General features: G+C 42.9%; 13 protein-coding genes. All 13 read left to right on the forward strand.

Translation table 11 applies throughout. The features are described 5' to 3' along the window. The first annotated feature begins 7 nt into the window (after positions 1-7). Positions 8-1858, forward strand: coding sequence for a Fe-S protein assembly chaperone HscA (hscA, locus tag M992_RS07515; protein WP_053907997.1), 1851 nt, complete (start codon positions 8-10; stop codon positions 1856-1858). 2 nt (positions 1859-1860) lie between these two features. After that, on the forward strand, positions 1861-2196 hold the full coding sequence (fdx, locus tag M992_RS07520) for an ISC system 2Fe-2S type ferredoxin (protein WP_047256034.1): 336 nt from the start codon (positions 1861-1863) through the stop codon (positions 2194-2196). Positions 2197-2222: 26 nt separating this feature from the next. Continuing rightward, positions 2223-2423 (forward strand): Fe-S cluster assembly protein IscX, encoded by a 201-nt coding sequence (iscX, locus tag M992_RS07525; protein ID WP_047256035.1) that lies wholly within the window; start codon positions 2223-2225, stop codon positions 2421-2423. Between the two features lie 403 nt (positions 2424-2826). Continuing rightward, positions 2827-4122, forward strand: coding sequence for an aminopeptidase PepB (gene pepB / locus M992_RS07530; RefSeq protein WP_053907998.1), 1296 nt, complete (start codon positions 2827-2829; stop codon positions 4120-4122). Positions 4123-4307: 185 nt separating this feature from the next. Next, a complete protein-coding gene (locus M992_RS07535) occupies positions 4308-4769 on the forward strand; it encodes an enhanced serine sensitivity protein SseB C-terminal domain-containing protein (protein WP_047256037.1) in 462 nt (153 codons plus the stop codon). A 440-nt stretch (positions 4770-5209) separates the two neighbouring features. Next, complete coding sequence (locus M992_RS07540; protein ID WP_053907999.1) at positions 5210-10231, forward strand: alpha-2-macroglobulin family protein; 5022 nt, start codon at positions 5210-5212, stop codon at positions 10229-10231. A 174-nt stretch (positions 10232-10405) separates the two neighbouring features. Next, a complete protein-coding gene (gene pbpC / locus M992_RS07545; protein WP_053908000.1) occupies positions 10406-12736 on the forward strand; it encodes a peptidoglycan glycosyltransferase PbpC in 2331 nt (776 codons plus the stop codon). Between the two features lie 290 nt (positions 12737-13026). Beyond that, positions 13027-13452 (forward strand): nucleoside-diphosphate kinase, encoded by a 426-nt coding sequence (ndk, locus tag M992_RS07550; RefSeq protein WP_053908001.1) that lies wholly within the window; start codon positions 13027-13029, stop codon positions 13450-13452. Positions 13453-13720: 268 nt separating this feature from the next. Further along, a complete protein-coding gene (gene rlmN / locus M992_RS07555; protein ID WP_053908002.1) occupies positions 13721-14908 on the forward strand; it encodes a dual-specificity RNA methyltransferase RlmN in 1188 nt (395 codons plus the stop codon). A gap of 341 nt (positions 14909-15249) precedes the next feature. Then, entirely contained in the window at positions 15250-16221 is a 972-nt protein-coding gene (rodZ, locus tag M992_RS07560; RefSeq protein ID WP_053908003.1) for a cytoskeleton protein RodZ, read from the forward strand. A 210-nt stretch (positions 16222-16431) separates the two neighbouring features. After that, on the forward strand, positions 16432-17553 hold the full coding sequence (ispG, locus tag M992_RS07565) for a flavodoxin-dependent (E)-4-hydroxy-3-methylbut-2-enyl-diphosphate synthase (protein WP_053908004.1): 1122 nt from the start codon (positions 16432-16434) through the stop codon (positions 17551-17553). 241 nt (positions 17554-17794) lie between these two features. Beyond that, positions 17795-19072, forward strand: coding sequence for a histidine--tRNA ligase (hisS, locus tag M992_RS07570; protein ID WP_053908005.1), 1278 nt, complete (start codon positions 17795-17797; stop codon positions 19070-19072). Between the two features lie 10 nt (positions 19073-19082). Continuing rightward, positions 19083-19703, forward strand: coding sequence for a YfgM family protein (locus M992_RS07575; protein WP_053908006.1), 621 nt, complete (start codon positions 19083-19085; stop codon positions 19701-19703). The last annotated feature ends 7 nt before the right edge of the window (positions 19704-19710 follow it).

Consider the following 19710-nt stretch of genomic DNA (forward strand, 5'->3'; position numbering starts at 1 on the left):
AATAATTATGGCATTACTTCAGATAAGTGAACCCGGCTTATCAGCGGCACCTCATCAACGTCGCCTTGCGGTTGGTATTGATCTCGGTACGACCCATTCATTGGTCGCGACTGTACGCAGCGGTGAGGCACAAACTCTCGTCGATGAACAAGGCCGCTATTTACTGCCTTCTATCGTTAATTATCAACATGCTCAACCTATTGTTGGTTGGGATGCGAAGCAGATGGCGGAGCAAGATCCTTGCAATACGGTCATTTCGGTAAAGCGTATGATGGGGCGCTCCTTAACTGATATTCAACAGCGTTATCCGCACTTGCCCTATAAATTAACCGCCAGCGAAAACGGTTTGCCATTTATTCAAACAGCGAGCGGCCAAGTTGATCCTATTCAAGTTTCTGCTGATATTCTTAAAACACTGGCTCAGCGAGCAGAACAAACATTGGATGGGCAACTCGATGGCGTCGTTATTACGGTCCCGGCTTATTTTGATGATGCTCAACGCCAAGGAACCAAAGATGCCGCACGCCATGCAGGTTTGCATGTACTGCGTTTATTGAATGAGCCGACGGCTGCCGCTATTGCCTATGGTTTGGATTCAGGCCAAGAAGGGTTGATCGCTGTTTACGATCTCGGCGGAGGCACATTCGATATTTCAATTCTGCGGTTAAGCAGAGGTGTGTTTGAAGTATTAGCGACCGGGGGGGATACCGCACTCGGTGGTGATGATTTTGATCAGGTACTGGCGCAATGGATAGCACAACAAGCGGGATTGACGGATACCCAAGACTATCAGTTTAATCGGCAATTATTGAATATCGCCACGCAAGTTAAAATTGAGCTGAGCAGCCAATCGCTGGCGAAGATTGTGTTGCCACAATGGCAGGGCGAAATTAGCCGTGAAACTTTTGATTCATTGATTCACTCTTACGTTAAACGTACGTTAATGGCCTGTCGTCGTGCATTGAAAGATGCTGATGTCACAACGGATGAAATTATTAATGTGGTGATGGTCGGTGGGTCGACGCGGGTACCTTTAGTTAGAGATATGGTCGGTGAATATTTTGGAAAAACGCCATTGACCTCGATAGACCCCGATCAAGTTGTGGCGATTGGCGCGGCGATTCAAGCCGATATTCTGGTCGGAAATAAACCCGATAATGAAATGCTGTTATTAGACGTTATTCCGTTGTCTCTTGGATTAGAAACGATGGGCGGCTTGGTCGAAAAAGTAATCCCCCGCAATACCACTATTCCGGTAGCACGGGCGCAAGAATTTACTACCTTTAAAGACGGCCAGACCGGTATGACCGTCCATGTTGTGCAAGGTGAGCGTGAAATGGTCAGTGATTGTCGTTCATTAGCACGCTTTAGTTTAAAAGGTATTCCACCAATGCCAGCGGGAGGGGCTCATATTCGCGTTACTTTCCAAGTTGATGCTGATGGTTTACTGAGCGTTAGTGCGATGGAAAAATCAACCGGTGTTCAGGCATCTATTCAGGTTAAACCTTCTTATGGATTAACCGATCAAGAAATTGCTGGAATGATTAAAGATTCGATGTCTAACGCGCAAGATGATTTAACCGCGCGTCGTTTAGCGGAGCAAAAAGTTGAAGCCGCTCGCGTTCTCGAAAGTTTGACCCGTGCATTAGAGCAAGATGCACATTTATTATCAAAAGAAGAACAGGTTGCCATCGATCAGGCGGCCAATAACTTGATTGAAACTGTACAGGGCACAGATCCTGTTGCAATTGAACATTCGATTAAACTCCTGGATAAGCAAACTCAGAATTTTGCCGCGCGTCGTATGGATGATTCTATTCGTCAGGCGTTGTCTGGTCATTCTGTGGATGAGATATAACTATGCCAAAAATTGTTTTTTTACCTCATAGCCATTTATGTCCCGAAGGTGCAGTTGCCGAAGCACAGGCGGGAGAATCAATACTGGACGTGGCCTTGCGCTCAGGAATTGATATTGAACATGCGTGTGAAATGTCATGTGCTTGTACCACTTGCCATTGTATTGTCCGTGAAGGTTTTGATTCTCTTGAAGAAAGCTCAGAACTGGAAGACGATATGCTCGATAAAGCTTGGGGACTTGAGCCTGAAAGTCGTTTAAGCTGTCAAGCGACAGTGAGCGATGAAGATTTAGTTATCGAGATCCCTAAATATACCGTTAACCATGCACGTGAGCATTAATTTGTGCCATTTTTCGGAGCGTTATTATGAGCTTAACATGGTCAGATAGCCGTGAGATTGGTGAAGCACTGTACGATCAGTTTCCCGATATCGATCCTAAAACAGTGCGTTTTACCGATATGCACCAATGGATCTGCGAGTTGGAACAATTTTCCGATGATCCGCAAAAATCTAACGAAAAAATTCTTGAGGCTATTTTATTAGTTTGGCTAGATGAGTTCGCTTAAATAGGTTTGAGCTTATCTTATTAACGATTTTACGGTCTTATCATGGGTTGCTATTAATATAGCGCCCATTTTTTATGTAGCAAAATGAATTAATTACAAAATTTATTTATATATTTATTGTTGAACGATTGCGCTTTATTTATCTCTGACGCTCGCCAATTATGCATTTTATAATGTAACTGCATACTATTTTTTGGGGTTGCTAGCCGTGATGACGCTATATTTTACTGTGATGTCCGCATTTTCATACTACTTATCGTATGGGTTATGCGTTAATCTAGGAATAATGTGTCGAGCTGTATAAATACACCTTAAATGTAATTATTCACTAATATGCTACCAAGGCATGAGTTCGGCCGCGTTAAACTCATCGATATTTAGAACAATTAAAGTGAGAGAAACAATGACAAAACAAATTATGCCTGTAATGATTTCAACGCAAGCCGCCGCTCCTCGCTGGGGAGAAGGCGCACTGCTCAGTGCTGATGAGCAGGGAATGACAATTCATTTGAAACATCCAGGAAAATACTGCGCGGTACAAAGTGCAGGCCGCAAAATTGATAGCCAAGGGATCCGTAATGTAGCCTTAGTCGGTGAAGGCTGGGATTTAGAAAAAAGCTGGGCATTTTGGCAAGGTTTTCGTGCACCCAAAGGTATGCGCACGATTGAATGGCCCAATCTAGCAGATGCTGATCGGGTTGAATTAGAAAATCGTATCCGCATTATTGATTGGGTGCGTGACGTGATCAATGCGCCTGCCGAAGAAGTAGGTCCCGAGCAATTGGCGAAACGAGCTATCGATTTATTCTGTCATATCGATGGAGAGAATATTAGCTATCGTATCGTTAAAGGGGAAGATTTAGTCGACCAAGGATATATGGGGATCCATACTGTTGGTCGTGGGTCAAGCCGTCAGCCGGTCTTGTTATCTATTGATTATAATCCAACGGGCGATGCAAATGCGCCGGTATTTGCGTGCTTGGTCGGTAAAGGGATTACTTTTGATTCTGGCGGTTATAGCATTAAACCTTCTTCATCTATGAGTTCGATGAAATCAGATATGGGTGGAGCCGCCACTTTAAGTGGTGCTTTAGCTTTAGCTATTAGCCGTGGCTTAAAAAAACGCGTCAAACTTATTCTGTGTATTGCCGATAATATGGTTAGCAGCAATGCCTTCAAACTTGGCGATATTATTCGTTATCGTAATGGTAAATCGGTAGAAATTATGAATACCGATGCGGAAGGTCGTTTAGTATTGGCGGATGGTTTGATTGACGCCAGCGCAGAAAAACCACAATTTATTATTGATGCGGCGACATTAACCGGCGCGGCAAAAGTAGCGGTGGGTAATGATTATCACTCGGTACTGAGCTTTGACGATCAACTCGTGAATGAATTATTAGATTCATCGAATGAAGAATTAGAATTATTCTGGCGCTTACCATTGGCGGAATTCCATCGCCAGCAGTTACCGTCTGGATTTGCTGACCTCAACAATATTGCTTCACCATCGAATACTGCGGGGGCTAGTACAGCTGCCGCATTCTTATCGCATTTTGTGGAAGATTATCGCCATAACTGGCTGCATATTGATTGCTCTGCAACTTATCGTAAATCGGCAGTCAGTTTATGGGCGGAAGGTGCAACAGGTATCGGTGTAAGAACATTGGCTAATCTATTGGTAAAAAAAGCACAGTAAACTTATTTCTCTTATAACTGTAGAAATAAGCCATAATAAAAGAAGAAATAAATAAGTTATCAGGCACTGAGAGCGAGACTTTCAGTGTCTGTTTTTTTACTATAAGCAGATTATTTAGTGCTTATTGCCTATTTCATGATTGGCTTATTTTATATTACTGATTTATATAAGTATGGAGCGAGCAGATGTCACACCCTCAAGAGCCGAAACCAGAGCTAGTTACTCCGAATGACGACATTCAGGTAGCTAAAATTACTGTCCCCAGCGGCAGTGCAATCAAGTTATCAGCCGTAGAAAATCAACCTCCAGCTTTGGTAAATACCCTCAGTGAGTTATTCAAACAGCATAAACTTATTCGCCGTGCTTTTTTGGTGCTCGCACAGGAAGAGAAAAGTGAGGATCCTGCGGTAATGTTGATAGGCCTAGAAATGACAGGCGATTGGGATGAAGACACTCTGGACAATATTATTCATCAAGCTGGAACTTTGGCTTGTGAACATTTAGAAGATGGTGAGTCGATTGATTTCTGTTTGGTTAATGAAGACGAGGCAGGGATCAGCCATTTTATGACTCAGCATATTGCGCCTTTTTATCAGCGCCGTTTAGGTGGATTTATCCGCGATGCTATTCCTATTAAAAATACCTAATAGATACAGGGAAATCACGGGCGTACTCTCTCTAAACACAATTTATTTGTACCGTTCACAACCGTGAGTCCGTCTTCAATACTAGGGCCAGAGAAACGCTGGCCTGATCAGCAAATTCGTCCTTTTATCTTATTTCAGTCAACCGCACACTCTGTTACATTGTCTACTCAATAAAGTGTCTACTCAATAAAGTGTTGACACAAATAAAGTATTGACCAAAAACGTGTCTACCAAATATCGCGTTTATTCAAATTGTATTGACTAAATTGGTTAAATTAACCATGTAGTTCAGGCAGAATAACCACATTAGTAACAGATTTTCCAAACGCTAAGCTAAGGTTTGGCCTGGAGAAATACCCTACTCCGCGTGGCTAGGCATCTCGTTTGGCGGTGGCATAAATATAACAAAAAATATCCCATTCAAAGGAGAGCGGGCGGAGATGAAACCTCATTTATTCACCGGATTATCGACCAATAAACGTTATCTTGTCGTGGCATTAGCCTCGGTTTTTGCCTTGTCAGGCTGTGATGATAAATCTGATACGGTAACAACAGCGGCAGAGAAATCCTCTTCTCAGACCTCGGCACCACACACTGTGCCACAGGCAGCCGTTCAACCGGCGAGTAAAATGTCAGCCGAGGCATTAGCCAAGCGTTATGCTGGTAAAGAAGTTAGTGTTTTGGATGCCTCAGAATTACAGCTGGATGGCGCCAGTGCACTGGTAGTGACATTCTCTGTACCGTTAGCGGCCGATCAAGATTTCAGTCAGTTTGCTCATTTAGTCGATGTGAAAGAGGGTAAATTAGACGGCGGGTGGGAGCTTTCTGATAATCAAATGGAATTAAGATTACGCCATTTACCACCGTCACGAGAATTACGCTTAACCCTCGACCCCGGCATTAAAGCCATTAATCAGCGTACGCTGAATGAGACATTTGAACATAAAATAACCACGGCGAATATTATTCCAACCATTGGCTTCGCGAGCAAAGGCTCTTTATTGCCGAGTAAGTTTTCCATGGGCTTGCCGGTTATCGCCTTGAATGTTGATAAAGTTGATGTCAATTTTTTTCGCATTAAACAGGCGCAATTGCCTCAATTTTTAGCGGCATGGCAATACCGTAGCAATTATGAATATTGGTATTCAGAAGAATTTCTAGATAAAACTGAACTGGCCTACACCGGACGATTTGATTTAAATCCAGATAAAAATACCCGCCAAAGCATTCTGCTGCCATTAAAAGATATTAAAGAATTACAACAAGATGGAGTTTATCTTGCCATCATGCAAAAAGCGGGCGGCTACAGTTATCAATTTCCCGCTACGGTATTTACTCTCAGCGATATCGGCGTGTCACTGCACAGCTATCAAGACCAAATTGATGTCTTTACCCAATCACTCGCCAAAGGTAATGGACTGAAAAACGTCGAATTACAAATTCTCGATGAAAAAGGTCAGCTGATCGCTAAAGCCACAACGGACAGCGACGGGCATGCGAAATTAGAAAAATTAGCAGGTGGAAAATTGCTGCTAGCCACGTTAGATGGGCAAACCAGCATGATTGATTTAACCCAGCCAGCATTAGATCTTTCTGAGTTCGATATTGGCGGACCGCAAGGTTATGCTAAACAACTGTTTGTCTTTGGTCCTCGCGATCTGTATCGCCCTGGTGAATTATTGTTGGTGAATGGATTACTGCGCGATGGCGATGGTCAGCCGATTAAATCACAACCAGTAAAAGTCGATGTACTAAAAACTGACGGCCAAGTGGCGCGCAGTTTTGTTTGGCAGGCACAAGCTGATCATGATGGGTTATATCAATATCAATTCGAAATTCCTAAAAATGCTGATACCGGCATGTGGACATTACGTTTTGATTTAGGCGATGGCTCTCCGCTGCGTTTTTACAAATTCCACGTTGAAGATTTCATGCCTGAGCGTATGGCGCTGGATATTAGCGGCCATTCTACCCCAGTGCTTTCTAACCAACCAATTGATTTTTCTATTGAAGGGCGTTATTTATACGGTGCTCCTGCCAGTGGCAATCAATTGCAAGGCCAAGTATTTATGCGCCCATCCCGAGAGGCTGTCGCTAAATTACCGGGTTTTGAATTCGGGGCAGTTAATGAAGATGGATTGCGTCGTAAATTGGATGAATTTGATTTAACCCTCAATGATGACGGGACATCAAGTCTTGAAATTGACGCCAATAATTGGCGGACTATTCGCTCGCCAATTAATGTGGTTCTGCAAGCCAGTTTGCTAGAAACCGGCGGACGACCGGTGACTCGTCGAGCAGAACAAGCGGTGTGGCCGGCGGAAAAACTGGTGGGTATTCGTCCACTATTTAACCAGAAGAAAATTTATAACTATTCGACTGACCGCGATGAAATGCGTTATAACGTTGATGAAAACTCGCTGGCAGAATTTGAATTAGTTTATGCAGATGCCGCGGGTAAAAAATATCAGGCGGATAATTTAACTACACGTTTGGTTTATGAACGTCGCGATTATTATTGGCGCTGGTCAGAAAGTGGTGGCTGGGAAGCTAATTTTGATCAAAAAGATTTGGTGATGGCCAATGAAAATATTGCTATTCAACCCGACGGCAGTGCCAAAGTTTCTTTCCCTGTTGACTGGGGATCTTATCGTTTAGAGGTGCTCAATCCAGAAAACCAATTAGTTTCTAGTCTGCAATTTTGGGCGGGATATTCATGGCAAGATAACACGGGGGGGACGGGCGCTATTCGTCCCGATCAAGTTAAATTGAGTTTGAATAAGCCGGCTTATACCGCGGGTGAAAAAGCCGTTGTTCATATCGAATCACCGACCGCTGGTAAAGGTTATATCTTGCTAGAATCGAGTAATGGCCCATTATGGTGGCAAGAAATCAATGTATCTGAAAAAGGGTTAGATATTGATTTGCCTATTAATAAGCAATGGGCTCGGCATGATCTGTATGTGAGTGCGGTGGTTATTCGTCCAGGGGATGATTCTAAACAAGCGACGGTAAAACGCGCGGTTGGCGTGCTGCATTTACCGTTAGCCGATGTGAATCGCAAGATTGCATTGAGTGTCGATACGCCACCGAAAATGCGTCCTAATCAAGATTTAACGGTGAAAATTAAAGCCACGGCTCAGGATGGCAAGCCGCTACCAGAAAAAATCAATGTTCTAGTATCAGCAGTGGATACTGGCGTACTGAATATTACTGATTTTAAAACCCCCGATCCGTACCGTGCATTTTTAGGCCGTAAATGGTATAGCGTTGATCAGTACGATGTCTATGGCAATCTAATTGAAGGGCAGGGTAAATTTGCTAACTTGCGTTTTGGTGGTGATGGCGAAGATGCGGCAGTAGATAAAGGCGGCATGAAACCGTTAACTGAGGTGCAGATAATTGCGGAGCAAGCGCAACCCGTGACGCTGAATGCCCAAGGGGAAGGTGAAATTTCGTTAGCGATCCCCGATTTTAATGGTGAATTACGAGTTATGGCTCAGGCATGGAACGGCAAAGATTTCGGTCAAACCGACAGCAAAGTGGTAGTTGCCGCGCCGTTAGTCACGCAAATGTCAATGCCACGTTTTATGGCTGGGGGAGATAACTCTTATTTTACTCTCGATTTGACCAACCTCACGCAGCAAACACAACAGTTGACGGTGTCGTTCAAAGCTCAAGGTTTGGTTAAATTACAAGGGCCTAGCAGTAAAGAACTGAGCTTAGAGGCGGGTAAGCGCACCTCTATTAATTTACCAGTCAAAGCCGATTATGGCTTTGGTGAAGGAAAAATTAGTATGACAATCAACGGATTAACTGTTCCGAATGAGCAGCTTAAACCGTATACTAACCAGTGGAACATTGGCGTGCGTCCAGCGCAGCCCGCAGAGACGGTGGCTTTTGCCGAGTCTATTCAGCCGGGTAATATTTGGACCTTACCGTCAGAGGCGATAAGCGGATTATCCCCAGACACACTGGAAGGACAAGTATTGTTAACTAGCCGTGCACCATTACAAATATCTCGTTATATCAGCGAATTATTTGCCTATCCTTATGGATGTTTGGAGCAAACGGTCAGTGGATTGTATCCATCGCTGTATTCTAATCAGGCCGAGTTACAAAAATTAGGGATTAAATCGCAAACCGATGAAGATCGCCGTAAAGCGCTTGATTTGGGGATCCCTCATTTATTGAGTATGCAGCGTCATGATGGCAGTTTCTCTTTGTGGGACAGAAGCGGCAGCGAAGAATTTTGGTTAACTCCATATGCAACAGATTTTCTGTATCGTGCCAATCAACGAGGTTATGCGGTGCCTGCCGAGGCATTGAATAGTGCCAATAATCGCTTATTAAGCTATTTACAAGATAAAGAGCAAATATCGACTCCTTACGCCGACAATCCAGAAGCAATGCGATTTGCTGCCCAATCTTACGCGGGCTTAGTCCTTGCGTCGCAACAAAAAGCACCTTTAGGCGCATTGCGTCAAATCTATGAACGTAAAGATAATGCGCAAAGTGGATTGGCTTTAGTGCAATTGGGGATCGCGTTAGATCTGATGGGCGACAAATCACGCGCGCAAGAAGCTATTATTCAAGGGCTGAAAAAACAGCGTCCACGTCAAGGCGGTTGGGGAGATTACGGCAGCCAGGTACGTGATGATGCGATGATTATCGCCTTACTGAATGAATATAATTTGATGCCAAAATCGCGTGATCAAAAATTGCAAAATGTAGTTAATGAATTAACCGGTAAACGTTATTTCTCCACGCAAGAAAGTAACGCGTTATATTTGGCAGGACGTTACTATATAAATCAAACCGAAGCCCCTTGGGAAGCGGTGATTAATCAACAACAGCCTCCCGTTATCTCGGATAAACCATTGAATGAGCTATTAACATCGTCACAAATTCAAGCTGGGATTTCGATTGAAAACCACGGTGAAAATACGCTGTATAATCGTGTGACAGTGGTCGGTTACCCTCAATCTGCACCGTCGCCGATGTCTAATGTATTACAAATTAAACGCAGTTATTTAGACTTACAAGGTAACCCTATTCAGTTAGACCGATTAAGAAGCGGTGAAATGGTGGTGGTTAAGTTAGACGTTAATGCGGATCAAACGGTTCCCGATGCCTTAGTCGTGGATTTATTACCGGCAGGATTGGAGTTAGAAAACCAGAATCTGGCCAATAGCAGCGCTAACTTGAGTGATACTGCGCCGAATCTACAAGAGGCAATTAATGATATGCAGCAGGGCGCTATCCGTCACACTGAATATCGTGATGATCGTTATGTAGCCGCTATTGAGGTGAATGCTTATCGACCAACGACGTTGCTGTATTTGGCACGCGCGGTAACACCGGGAGTTTATAGTGTGCCTGCTCCGCAAGTCGAATCGATGTATGTTCCTGCATGGCGAGCGGTTGGTAATACTGTGAATAAATTGGAAATAGTACGTTAAATTTATCCTCTGATGCCCTTATTTCTTGGCTAATTTAAGCCGGAAATAAGGGTTATTTATTGGCGAATATATTGTTAGTGTAAAGGCCTTTATTCTTTGGATTAATACGCTCTAGTTATAGACCTTATTTTATTAATGTCCTGTTTATGAAACTATATTTATGAAGCTAAGCCCATGAAACGTTGGTTTCGACGATTATTGCATATCGTGTTGATTTCATTCTGTATATTGTTTTTTTTGCTGGGGAGCTTGTGGCTGGCAGATAAACTGTGGCCGCTGCCGATTAAGCATATCGAGATGGCGAAGACAGTGGTCGCCGAAGACGGTACACCATTATGGCGTTTTGCCGATAAACAAGGAATTTGGCGTTATCCAGTCACCCTGAATGAGGTTTCACCAGACTATATTGAAGCGTTGTTAACTTATGAAGATCGTTATTTTTATTATCATCCAGGGATAAATCCACTCTCATTAATGCGCGCGGCATGGCAAGATTTAAGCTCAGGGCGTATTGTTTCAGGCGGCAGTACTATTTCGATGCAGGTTGCTCGATTAATAGATCCACACTCTCGAACCATCGGAGGAAAGCTCAAACAGTTGTGGCGTACGGCGCAATTAGAATACCACTATTCTAAACCGCAGATTTTAGAAATGTATTTAAATCGCGCGCCTTACGGAGGGACGATTGAAGGTATCGGCGCCGCAAGTTGGGTTTATTTAAATAAATCACCGGCGGCATTAACCGCCAGTGAAGCGGCATTGTTCGCAGTTCTGCCACAGGCACCAAGCCGTTTACGTCCTGATAGATACCCTGAACGCGCAGAAGCTGCTAGAAACAAAGTACTTGATAGGCTGGCTCAATATGGGGTGTGGTCAACAGCTAAAATAGCTGATATTAAACAAGAAAAAATTTGGTTAGCCGCGCGAAAAACACCAAATTCAGCGCCATTATTAGCGCGTCGAATTATCCAAGGCGAAATAGGGTCGATACATCACACCACGATTGATGCCGGATTACAGCGCCAGCTAGAGCAAATGACCTATAATTGGAAAAGTCAGCTTCCCGAAAAAACCTCCTTGGGATTGCTGGTGGTTGATCATCGCGATATGTCGGTCAAAGCCTATATAGGCTCACTGGATTTTCAAGATAATAGCCGATTTGGCCATGTCGATATGATCAGCGCATGGCGCTCGCCGGGCTCAACATTGAAACCGTTTTTATATGCCTTAGCGCTGGATGATGGGCTTATTCATGCCGGCTCCCTGCTGCAAGATGTACCGCGGCGCTTCGATGCCTACCGGCCCGGGAATTTTGACAGTGGATTCAATGGGCCGGTAAGTGCCAGCGATGCATTGGTGCGTTCACTTAATTTACCCGCGGTGCAGCTTATGGAAGCCTATGGGGCTAAGCGCTTCACCGCTAAACTGCGTAATGTAGGAACACAACTGCGTTTTCCTTTAGCCAGTGAACCCAATTTATCGTTAATTTTAGGCGGTACTGCGGCGAGAATGGATCAACTGGTTAGTGCATTTAGTGCCTTCGGACGTGAGGGACTCGTTTCTCCGTTACGCTTTAAACCTGATGATCCGTTAAACAATAGGCGATTATTCTCGCCGGGCGCTGCATGGATTGTTAGGCGTATCATGGGGGGAGAATCGCGCCCCATGCCTGAAGCTAGTTTGTCTGCTCAGGTGCGCTTAGCATGGAAAACGGGTACCAGTTATGGCTATCGTGATGCCTGGGCTATCGGGATTAATCCTCGTTATACTATTGGTGTATGGGTTGGACGCCCAGACGGTACGCCAGTTGCAGGACAATTTGGTTTTGCGACAGCGGTGCCGATTATGGGGCAAGTTAACAATTTATTGCTGCTGCGTATGGCGCAAGATAATGTACCGCTGCCTAAAGATCAAAAACCCGCTTCTGTTTCACAAGCGATGATTTGCTGGCCTAGTGGAACTGTTTTACCGAAAGGCGACACTAATTGTCGCCAACGTCGATTAAGCTGGATTCTAGACGAGACTGTCCCTCCTACGCTGTTGGCTAACGAACAAGAGTCCATTTTTGGCATTAAAAAAAATATATGGATAAATTCGGCAGGTTTTCAAGTCGCTGCTGATTGCCCGGATGCCCAGCAAAAAACGATTGATTTATGGCCGATTACTCTCGAATCATGGTTGCCAGCAAGTGAGCGTCGTATTAATCGTCTGCCTAAAATTGATAAAAATTGCCCTCCGCAAAATAGTGAAGCACCGCCCTTGTTAATTTCTGGCCTCAGAAATAATGATGTATTAAAACGCTTACCGGGGCAGAGAAGCTTGGATTTACGTTTAGTAACTCAAGGAGGGAAGGGGAAACAGTGGTGGTTTTTAAACGGTGAGCAAGTGGCTGAAAATTTTCATGATCAGCCGTTAGTTCTCAGATTAGATAAAGTGGGCAATTATCAAGTTTCGGTTCTTGATTTAAGTGGGCAAGTGGCCTTGCTAAATTTCAGTGTAAAGTAAATTGATGAAGTTAAAAAATTCAGCTGATCGGATTAAAATGTGATTTATGCGAAAAAATAGTGATATTTGCTGCAAATAGATTAACGAAATGTTGATATTACTGTAGGCAATTATATTAACAATCTTTATAATCAACGCCTTATTTTTTCTATGCTTATAGATCACAGTAGGGCTACATTAACGCCAAGCAACCTCATGTTGCATTAGCCTAATAATGATAATCGGCAGATAAAAGTTTTAATAATTAAAACAACAGACATTAATGTCAAATAAAAGCTAAGAGGTTATTTATGACGGTTCAACGTACTTTTTCAATTATTAAACCTAACGCAGTAAAGAAAAATGTTATCGGTGCGATTTATGCCCGTTTTGAAAGTGCTGGCTTTAAAATTATCGCAGCAAAAATGTTACATTTAACCCGTGAACAAGCAGAAGGTTTTTATGCTGAACATAAAGATCGTCCTTTCTTCAATGGATTAGTTGAATTCATGATTTCAGGCCCGATCATGGTACAAGTTTTGGAAGGCGAAAATGCTGTATTACGCCACCGTGACCTGATGGGCGCGACTAACCCAGAAAATGCATTAGCCGGCACTCTGCGTGCTGATTTTGCAGACAGCTTCACGGAAAATGCGACCCATGGTTCAGACTCTATTGAATCTGCTAACCGTGAAATTGCTTATTTCTTCGCTGAAGATGAAATCTGCCCGCGTTAAGATTTAACGTTAAGAATAAAAGCTATTTTGGCGGTTTCGGTTCATTATTCGCGAGCCGCTTATGCGGTAGGATTTATAACTTGAAGCGCGCAGGTGTAGCATTATTATTTTAAAATTTGTACAATGCCGAATAACTTGTACGTTATCACGCCCTGTTAATTTAATTAATAGGGCGATTTATTTTGTTATTATTTGAAAATCTGTTTATTGCCGTGCTGAGTATCATTCTCAGCATACGCCGTAAAGTGTAACAACGAGGCAAACCACAATGTCCGAACTAACCAACGACGCACAATGTGCCGCACAATGTGCGACTTCACCTGCTATTCCTTCAGAAAAACCGGCTGAAAAAATCAATCTACTTGATTTAGATCGCAAACAAATGCGTCAGTTTTTTGCTGAAATGGGCGAAAAGCCGTTTCGTGCCGATCAGGTCATGAAATGGATATATCATTATTGCTACGATGATTTTGATCAGATGACTGACATCAATAAAGTGCTACGCGCTAAATTGAAACAAGTTGCCGAGATCCGTGCACCAGAAGTGGCAGAAGAACAACGTTCTTCTGATGGTACGATTAAATGGGCTATTACTGTTGGTGATCAACAAGTTGAAACTGTTTATATCCCAGAAGATGACAGAGCAACGTTGTGTGTATCTTCACAAGTGGGCTGTGCGTTAGAGTGTAAATTTTGTTCCACGGCACAACAAGGGTTTAACCGCAATCTGCGAGTCTCGGAGATTATCGGTCAAGTTTGGCGTGCTGCAAAAATTATCGGTTCGCTAAAATCCAGTGGACGTCGACCAATTACCAACGTCGTGATGATGGGAATGGGTGAGCCATTACTTAATCTGAATAATGTAGTACCAGCGATGGAAATCATGATGGATGATTTTGGTTTTGGCTTATCAAAACGCCGTGTAACCTTATCAACCTCAGGCGTGGTTCCAGCTCTGGATAAATTGGGCGATATGATTGATGTTGCATTAGCTATTTCACTACATGCACCAACCGATGAATTGCGCGATGATATTGTTCCGGTTAATAAAAAATACAATATTGAAATGTTCCTCGACAGTGTTAACCGTTATTTATCTAAATCTAACGCTAACCAAGGGCGAGTTACTGTTGAATACGTGATGCTCGATCATGTTAATGACAGTGTAGAGCAAGCGCACCAGTTAGCTGAGTGTTTGAAAAATACCCCGAGTAAAATTAACTTGATCCCATGGAATCCGTTCCCGGGAGCACCTTATGGCCGTAGCTCAAACAGTAGAATCGACCGTTTCTCTAAAGTATTGATGGAATATGGATTCACCACTATTGTGCGCAAAACTCGCGGTGACGATATCGATGCAGCCTGTGGTCAGTTAGCGGGTGAGGTAATTGACCGAACTAAACGTACGTTAAAAAAGCGTATGGTTGGGGAACCAATCTCGGTTAAGGCAGTCTGAGTTCTAGAGTTTTATGCTATCGCTAAATAATTTATGCTGACACTCAGTGATTAACGTAAATTAATCGCTAATTGACTGGGTAACCAAGCAATGGTTGATATAAGCCATAAGGGGATAAAAATAATCATATAAAAATAGTTATATCGTAGATTTGCTAGGAGAACAGTAAATTGTTCATATGATTATAAATAGGATTATCCGGGGATTTATCAACCGTTGCTTGGGATTTAATGTAAAATATTAAATTAATCAGATAAATATTACGCCATAAGTATTGAGTGTGTTTATAATCGGTCATTCAATCTTATCTTTATTAACCTCAGAATCAGTGTTGTCAGCCAATGAATATCGAAAATAATACATCAGATACACAACTTACTGTCGGGCAACTGTTATCCCAAGCACGGGAATCCATGGGGCTGTCTCAAGAAACTATAGCTGAACGCTTGTGCCTAAAAGTGGCGATAGTGCGTGCGATAGACGAAGATAGTAAACCCGCAGGCGTTGAACCGACTTTTCTGAGGGGGTATATGCGGTTATATGCTCGTCTGGTTAATTTGCCAGAACAGCAGATATTAGCATTGCTCAATAAAGACAACCCGATTCAAGAAGCCAAAGTCTCACCGATGCAGAGCTATTCTTTAGGCAAGAAGCGTAAAAAACGTGAAGGCTGGCTGATGAAGTTAACGTGGGTTATATTTATCATTCTCATTGCTATGGTTGGTGTATGGTGGTGGCAAGATCACCAAGCTCAGAAACAAGAGTTTGTTTCTATGGCAGAACAGAATGAGAAGATCATTTCACAGCAAGATCAAGATAATGAAAAGTCTCAAACTGTGGAACACAATGAACCTACAACACCAAGCTCTCCCTTTGATAGTTTATCACAAGGGGCGGCGGCCAGTAATATAGCATCAGAGGAAACCTCCGATACGCGTACTCAAGCTGCGGTAACGCAGCCAGAAACTATCAGAACTGTTCCTTTGCCCGGCAGCCAAGTGACTCCCGCACCCATCGATCGTAGCCAGATAAACAATGAGACTGCAGAGCCTGCAGCTGTCGTTAAAAATGATACATTGAACCTGAATTTTACCGGTGATTGCTGGTTAGATATTCGTGATGCGAATAAAAAAGTATTATTCAGCGGAACGAAAAAACGTGGTGATACATTGAATTTGACCGGTAAATTACCGTATCAAGTCACTCTAGGTGCACCAGCTAATGTTCAAGTTCAATTCCAAGGTAAAAATATTGATTTAAGCCGTTTTGTTAAAGCTAGTCGCGCGGCAAAATTAAAAATACCTGAAGCTTAATGCTATCGATAGGCACTATTGAGGGATTATTTCACCGAGATACGCGCACTATTAAGATAGTTTTTAGCGAGTTAATGTGTATATAGTGCAGGTTGCGTAGTAATACAGGCAGCGAGTAATCGATAAGATTATTCACAGTAATAAAGAACATGAATCAACGGCTATGGTCATAAATAATATAGTCATAGGGCAGCTCGGAGAATAAAAAAAATGAATAATAGATCACCAATAAAACGACGTAAATCTACGCGTATTTATGTGGGCGATGTTCCGATTGGAGATGGTGCCCCTATTGCAGTTCAGTCGATGACCAATACACGGACTACCGATGTTGAAGCAACGGTTCGACAAATTAAAGCATTAGAGCGGGTCGGGGTTGATATTGTTCGCGTTTCAGTTCCTACCATGGATGCCGCAGAGGCATTTAAGCTGATTAAACAGCAAGTTAATGTTCCTTTAGTGGCTGATATTCATTTTGATTATCGCATTGCATTGAAGGTAGCGGAGTATGGCGTTGATTGTTTGCGGATTAACCCAGGTAATATAGGCAGTGAAGATCGTATTCGCTCGGTAGTAGATTGTGCTCGCCATTATAATATACCTATTCGTATTGGGGTAAATGGGGGTTCGCTAGAAAAGGATATTCAAGAGAAATATGGCGAACCTACGCCAGAAGCATTGGTTGAATCTGCAATGCGCCATGTTGATATTTTAGATAGGCTAAACTTCCACCAATTTAAAGTCAGTGTCAAAGCCTCGGATGTGTTCTTAGCGGTGGGTTCTTATCGTTTACTGGCACAAAAAATTGATCAGCCACTGCATTTGGGAATCACTGAGGCAGGTGGGGCGCGGGCAGGCTCAGTAAAATCAGCGATTGGATTAGGTATGCTATTATCTGAAGGGATTGGCGATACGCTGAGAATTTCTTTAGCTGCAGACCCGATTGAAGAGGTTAAAGTAGGTTTTGATATCTTAAAATCACTGCGCATCAGGGCACGAGGGATTAATTTTATCGCTTGTCCAACTTGTTCACGTCAAGAATTTGATGTTATTGGTACCGTCAATGCGCTAGAAGAACGGCTGGAAGATATTGTAACGCCAATGGATATTTCGATTATTGGTTGTGTGGTTAATGGTCCCGGCGAAGCTGAAGTTTCGACAATGGGTATCGCGGGTGCGAAAACAAAAAGTGGTTTCTATGAAGATGGTGTTCGTCAGAAAGAACGCTTAGACAACAATAATATGATTGATCAACTAGAAGCTAAAATTCGCGCTAAAGCAGCTATTATGGACGAAAAGAAACGTATCGAGATTAACCAAATCGATAATTAATTTAAACTGGCTCATCGATTAATGAGCCAGTTTTGTTTTTACTTTAATACCAATATCATCTCGATTAATTAAGTGAACGATAGGATTTGCACTCAATTAGCCATACCTTAGATGTAAATAACATCAGGTAAGACAAAATATTTCCACTTTCAGTGGCATTATTGTTGTTTGTTGATTGAACCTAATAACACTTCGCTTTTATAATCAGAGCCATGTGATTGTTGAAAAATAGAGAAATAACGTGGGAAAAAATATCCAAGCCATTCGTGGTATGAACGATTATTTGCCAGCAGATACTCGAGTATGGCAGAAAATTGAAGAGACACTAAAAGGTATTTTACGCGGTTATGGTTTCAGTGAGATCCGTACCCCGATTGTAGAGCATACCCCGCTATTCCGCAGAGCTATCGGTGAAGTTACCGATGTGGTTGAAAAGGAAATGTACACTTTCAACGACCGCAATGAAGAAAGCTTAACCCTGCGCCCTGAGAATACTGCCGGTTGTGTGCGTGCAGGTATCGAGCATGGTTTGCTGTACAATCAGGAACAACGTTTGTGGTATTTTGGTCCAATGTTCCGCTATGAAAAACCACAAAAAGGGCGTTATCGTCAATTTCACCAAATGGGGGCAGAAGTTTTTGGTTTAGCGGGTCCCGATATTGATGCTGAAATTATTATGATGACCGCACGCTGGTGGCGGGCATTAGGTATTGCAGAGCACGTAACATTGGAACTGAACTCGATTGGTTCAGTCGAAGCTCGTGCAAGTTATCGCGATGCGTTGGTTGAATTCTTAGAGCAGCATAAAGAGAGTCTCGATGAGGATTGCCAGCGTCGTATGTACACTAATCCTTTGCGAGTTTTAGATTCTAAAAATGTTGGTGTACAACAATTATTAAATGATGCACCAAAACTTTTTGACTATCTTGATGATGAATCTAAACAGCATTTTGAAGGTTTATGTGCATTGCTAGATGCAGCTGGTATAACGTATCGTATTAATCAGCGTTTAGTTCGTGGCTTAGATTATTACAATCGTACTGTTTTTGAGTGGGTAACAACAGCATTAGGCGCGCAAGGAACAGTATGTGCGGGCGGGCGTTATGATGGTATGGTAGCTCAATTAGGTGGCCATTCTACGCCAGCGGTAGGTTTTGCTATGGGCATGGAGCGTATGGTTCTGCTGGTGCAAGAAGTTAACCCCGAATTTACAGCAGGTACCGCAGTCGCCGATGTCTATTTTGCTTCATTTGGCACCGATAGCAAACCTGCGGTATTGTTGTTAGCGGAAAAAATTCGTGATGAAATGCCATCACTGCGACTGATGACTAACCACGGTGGTGGTAACTTTAAGAAGCAGTTGAGTCGTGCGGATAAACACGGAGCTAAAGTCGCGTTAATTCTCGGTGAAGATGAAATCCGTGAAGGACAAGTAACGGTTAAAGATTTACGCAATGGTCAGCAAAATACTATTGCACAGCATGATATTACGGCACATTTGACTGAACTGTTAGGTTAAGGAGAGACTTGTGGAAGTCTATACCAATGAGAATGAACAGGTAGATGCAATTAAGAATTTCTTTATCGACAATGGTAAAGCGATAGTCATTGGCCTAGTTTTAGGCATTGGTGCGGTTGTCGGCTGGAATTACTGGCAGTCTCATCAGACCAACCAGTTACAGGAAAGTGCACAGACTTTTGAAAAAGTTTCAGCACAATTACATACCGGTTCAGCTGAATCAGTGGCTACGGCAGAAAAATTTGCCGCAGATACCAAAGATGTTTATAGCGCGTTGATAGATTTACAATTAGCACAGCTCGCGGTTGAAAATAATAAGTTAGCTGATGCAGAGAAATCATTAACTGCTGCAATAGAAAAAGCAAAAACAGATGAGCTCAAGGATTTGATCCATCTTCGTCTTGCACGTGTTCAGTTGGCACAGAATAAGGCTGATGCAGCCATTCTTTCTTTGGATAAAATTACCGGGAAAGGTTGGGGGACTGCAGCAGAGAATGTCCGTGGCGATGCGTTATTGCACAAAGGCGACAAAGCTGGCGCCAAAGCTGCTTATAGCAAAGGATTAGAAGCGGATGGTTCTCAGGCACTGAAATCTTTGATGACCCTGAAACTGAATAATGTGTCTAACTAACAACGAA

This window comes from Moellerella wisconsensis ATCC 35017, assembly GCF_001294465.1.
Taxonomy (GTDB): Bacteria; Pseudomonadota; Gammaproteobacteria; order Enterobacterales; family Enterobacteriaceae; genus Moellerella; species Moellerella wisconsensis.

What these genes read in the sequence shown, in the direction of transcription:
- hscA (WP_053907997.1), top strand. Translation starts at nt 8, where the DNA reads ATGGCATTACTTCAGATAAGTGAACCCGGCTTATCAGCGGCACCTCAT.
- fdx (WP_047256034.1), top strand. Translation starts at nt 1,861, where the DNA reads ATGCCAAAAATTGTTTTTTTACCTCATAGCCATTTATGTCCCGAAGGT.
- iscX (WP_047256035.1), top strand. Translation starts at nt 2,223, where the DNA reads ATGAGCTTAACATGGTCAGATAGCCGTGAGATTGGTGAAGCACTGTAC.
- pepB (WP_053907998.1), top strand. Translation starts at nt 2,827, where the DNA reads ATGACAAAACAAATTATGCCTGTAATGATTTCAACGCAAGCCGCCGCT.
- M992_RS07535 (WP_047256037.1), top strand. Translation starts at nt 4,308, where the DNA reads ATGTCACACCCTCAAGAGCCGAAACCAGAGCTAGTTACTCCGAATGAC.
- M992_RS07540 (WP_053907999.1), top strand. Translation starts at nt 5,210, where the DNA reads ATGAAACCTCATTTATTCACCGGATTATCGACCAATAAACGTTATCTT.
- pbpC (WP_053908000.1), top strand. Translation starts at nt 10,406, where the DNA reads ATGAAACGTTGGTTTCGACGATTATTGCATATCGTGTTGATTTCATTC.
- ndk (WP_053908001.1), top strand. Translation starts at nt 13,027, where the DNA reads ATGACGGTTCAACGTACTTTTTCAATTATTAAACCTAACGCAGTAAAG.
- rlmN (WP_053908002.1), top strand. Translation starts at nt 13,721, where the DNA reads ATGTCCGAACTAACCAACGACGCACAATGTGCCGCACAATGTGCGACT.
- rodZ (WP_053908003.1), top strand. Translation starts at nt 15,250, where the DNA reads ATGAATATCGAAAATAATACATCAGATACACAACTTACTGTCGGGCAA.
- ispG (WP_053908004.1), top strand. Translation starts at nt 16,432, where the DNA reads ATGAATAATAGATCACCAATAAAACGACGTAAATCTACGCGTATTTAT.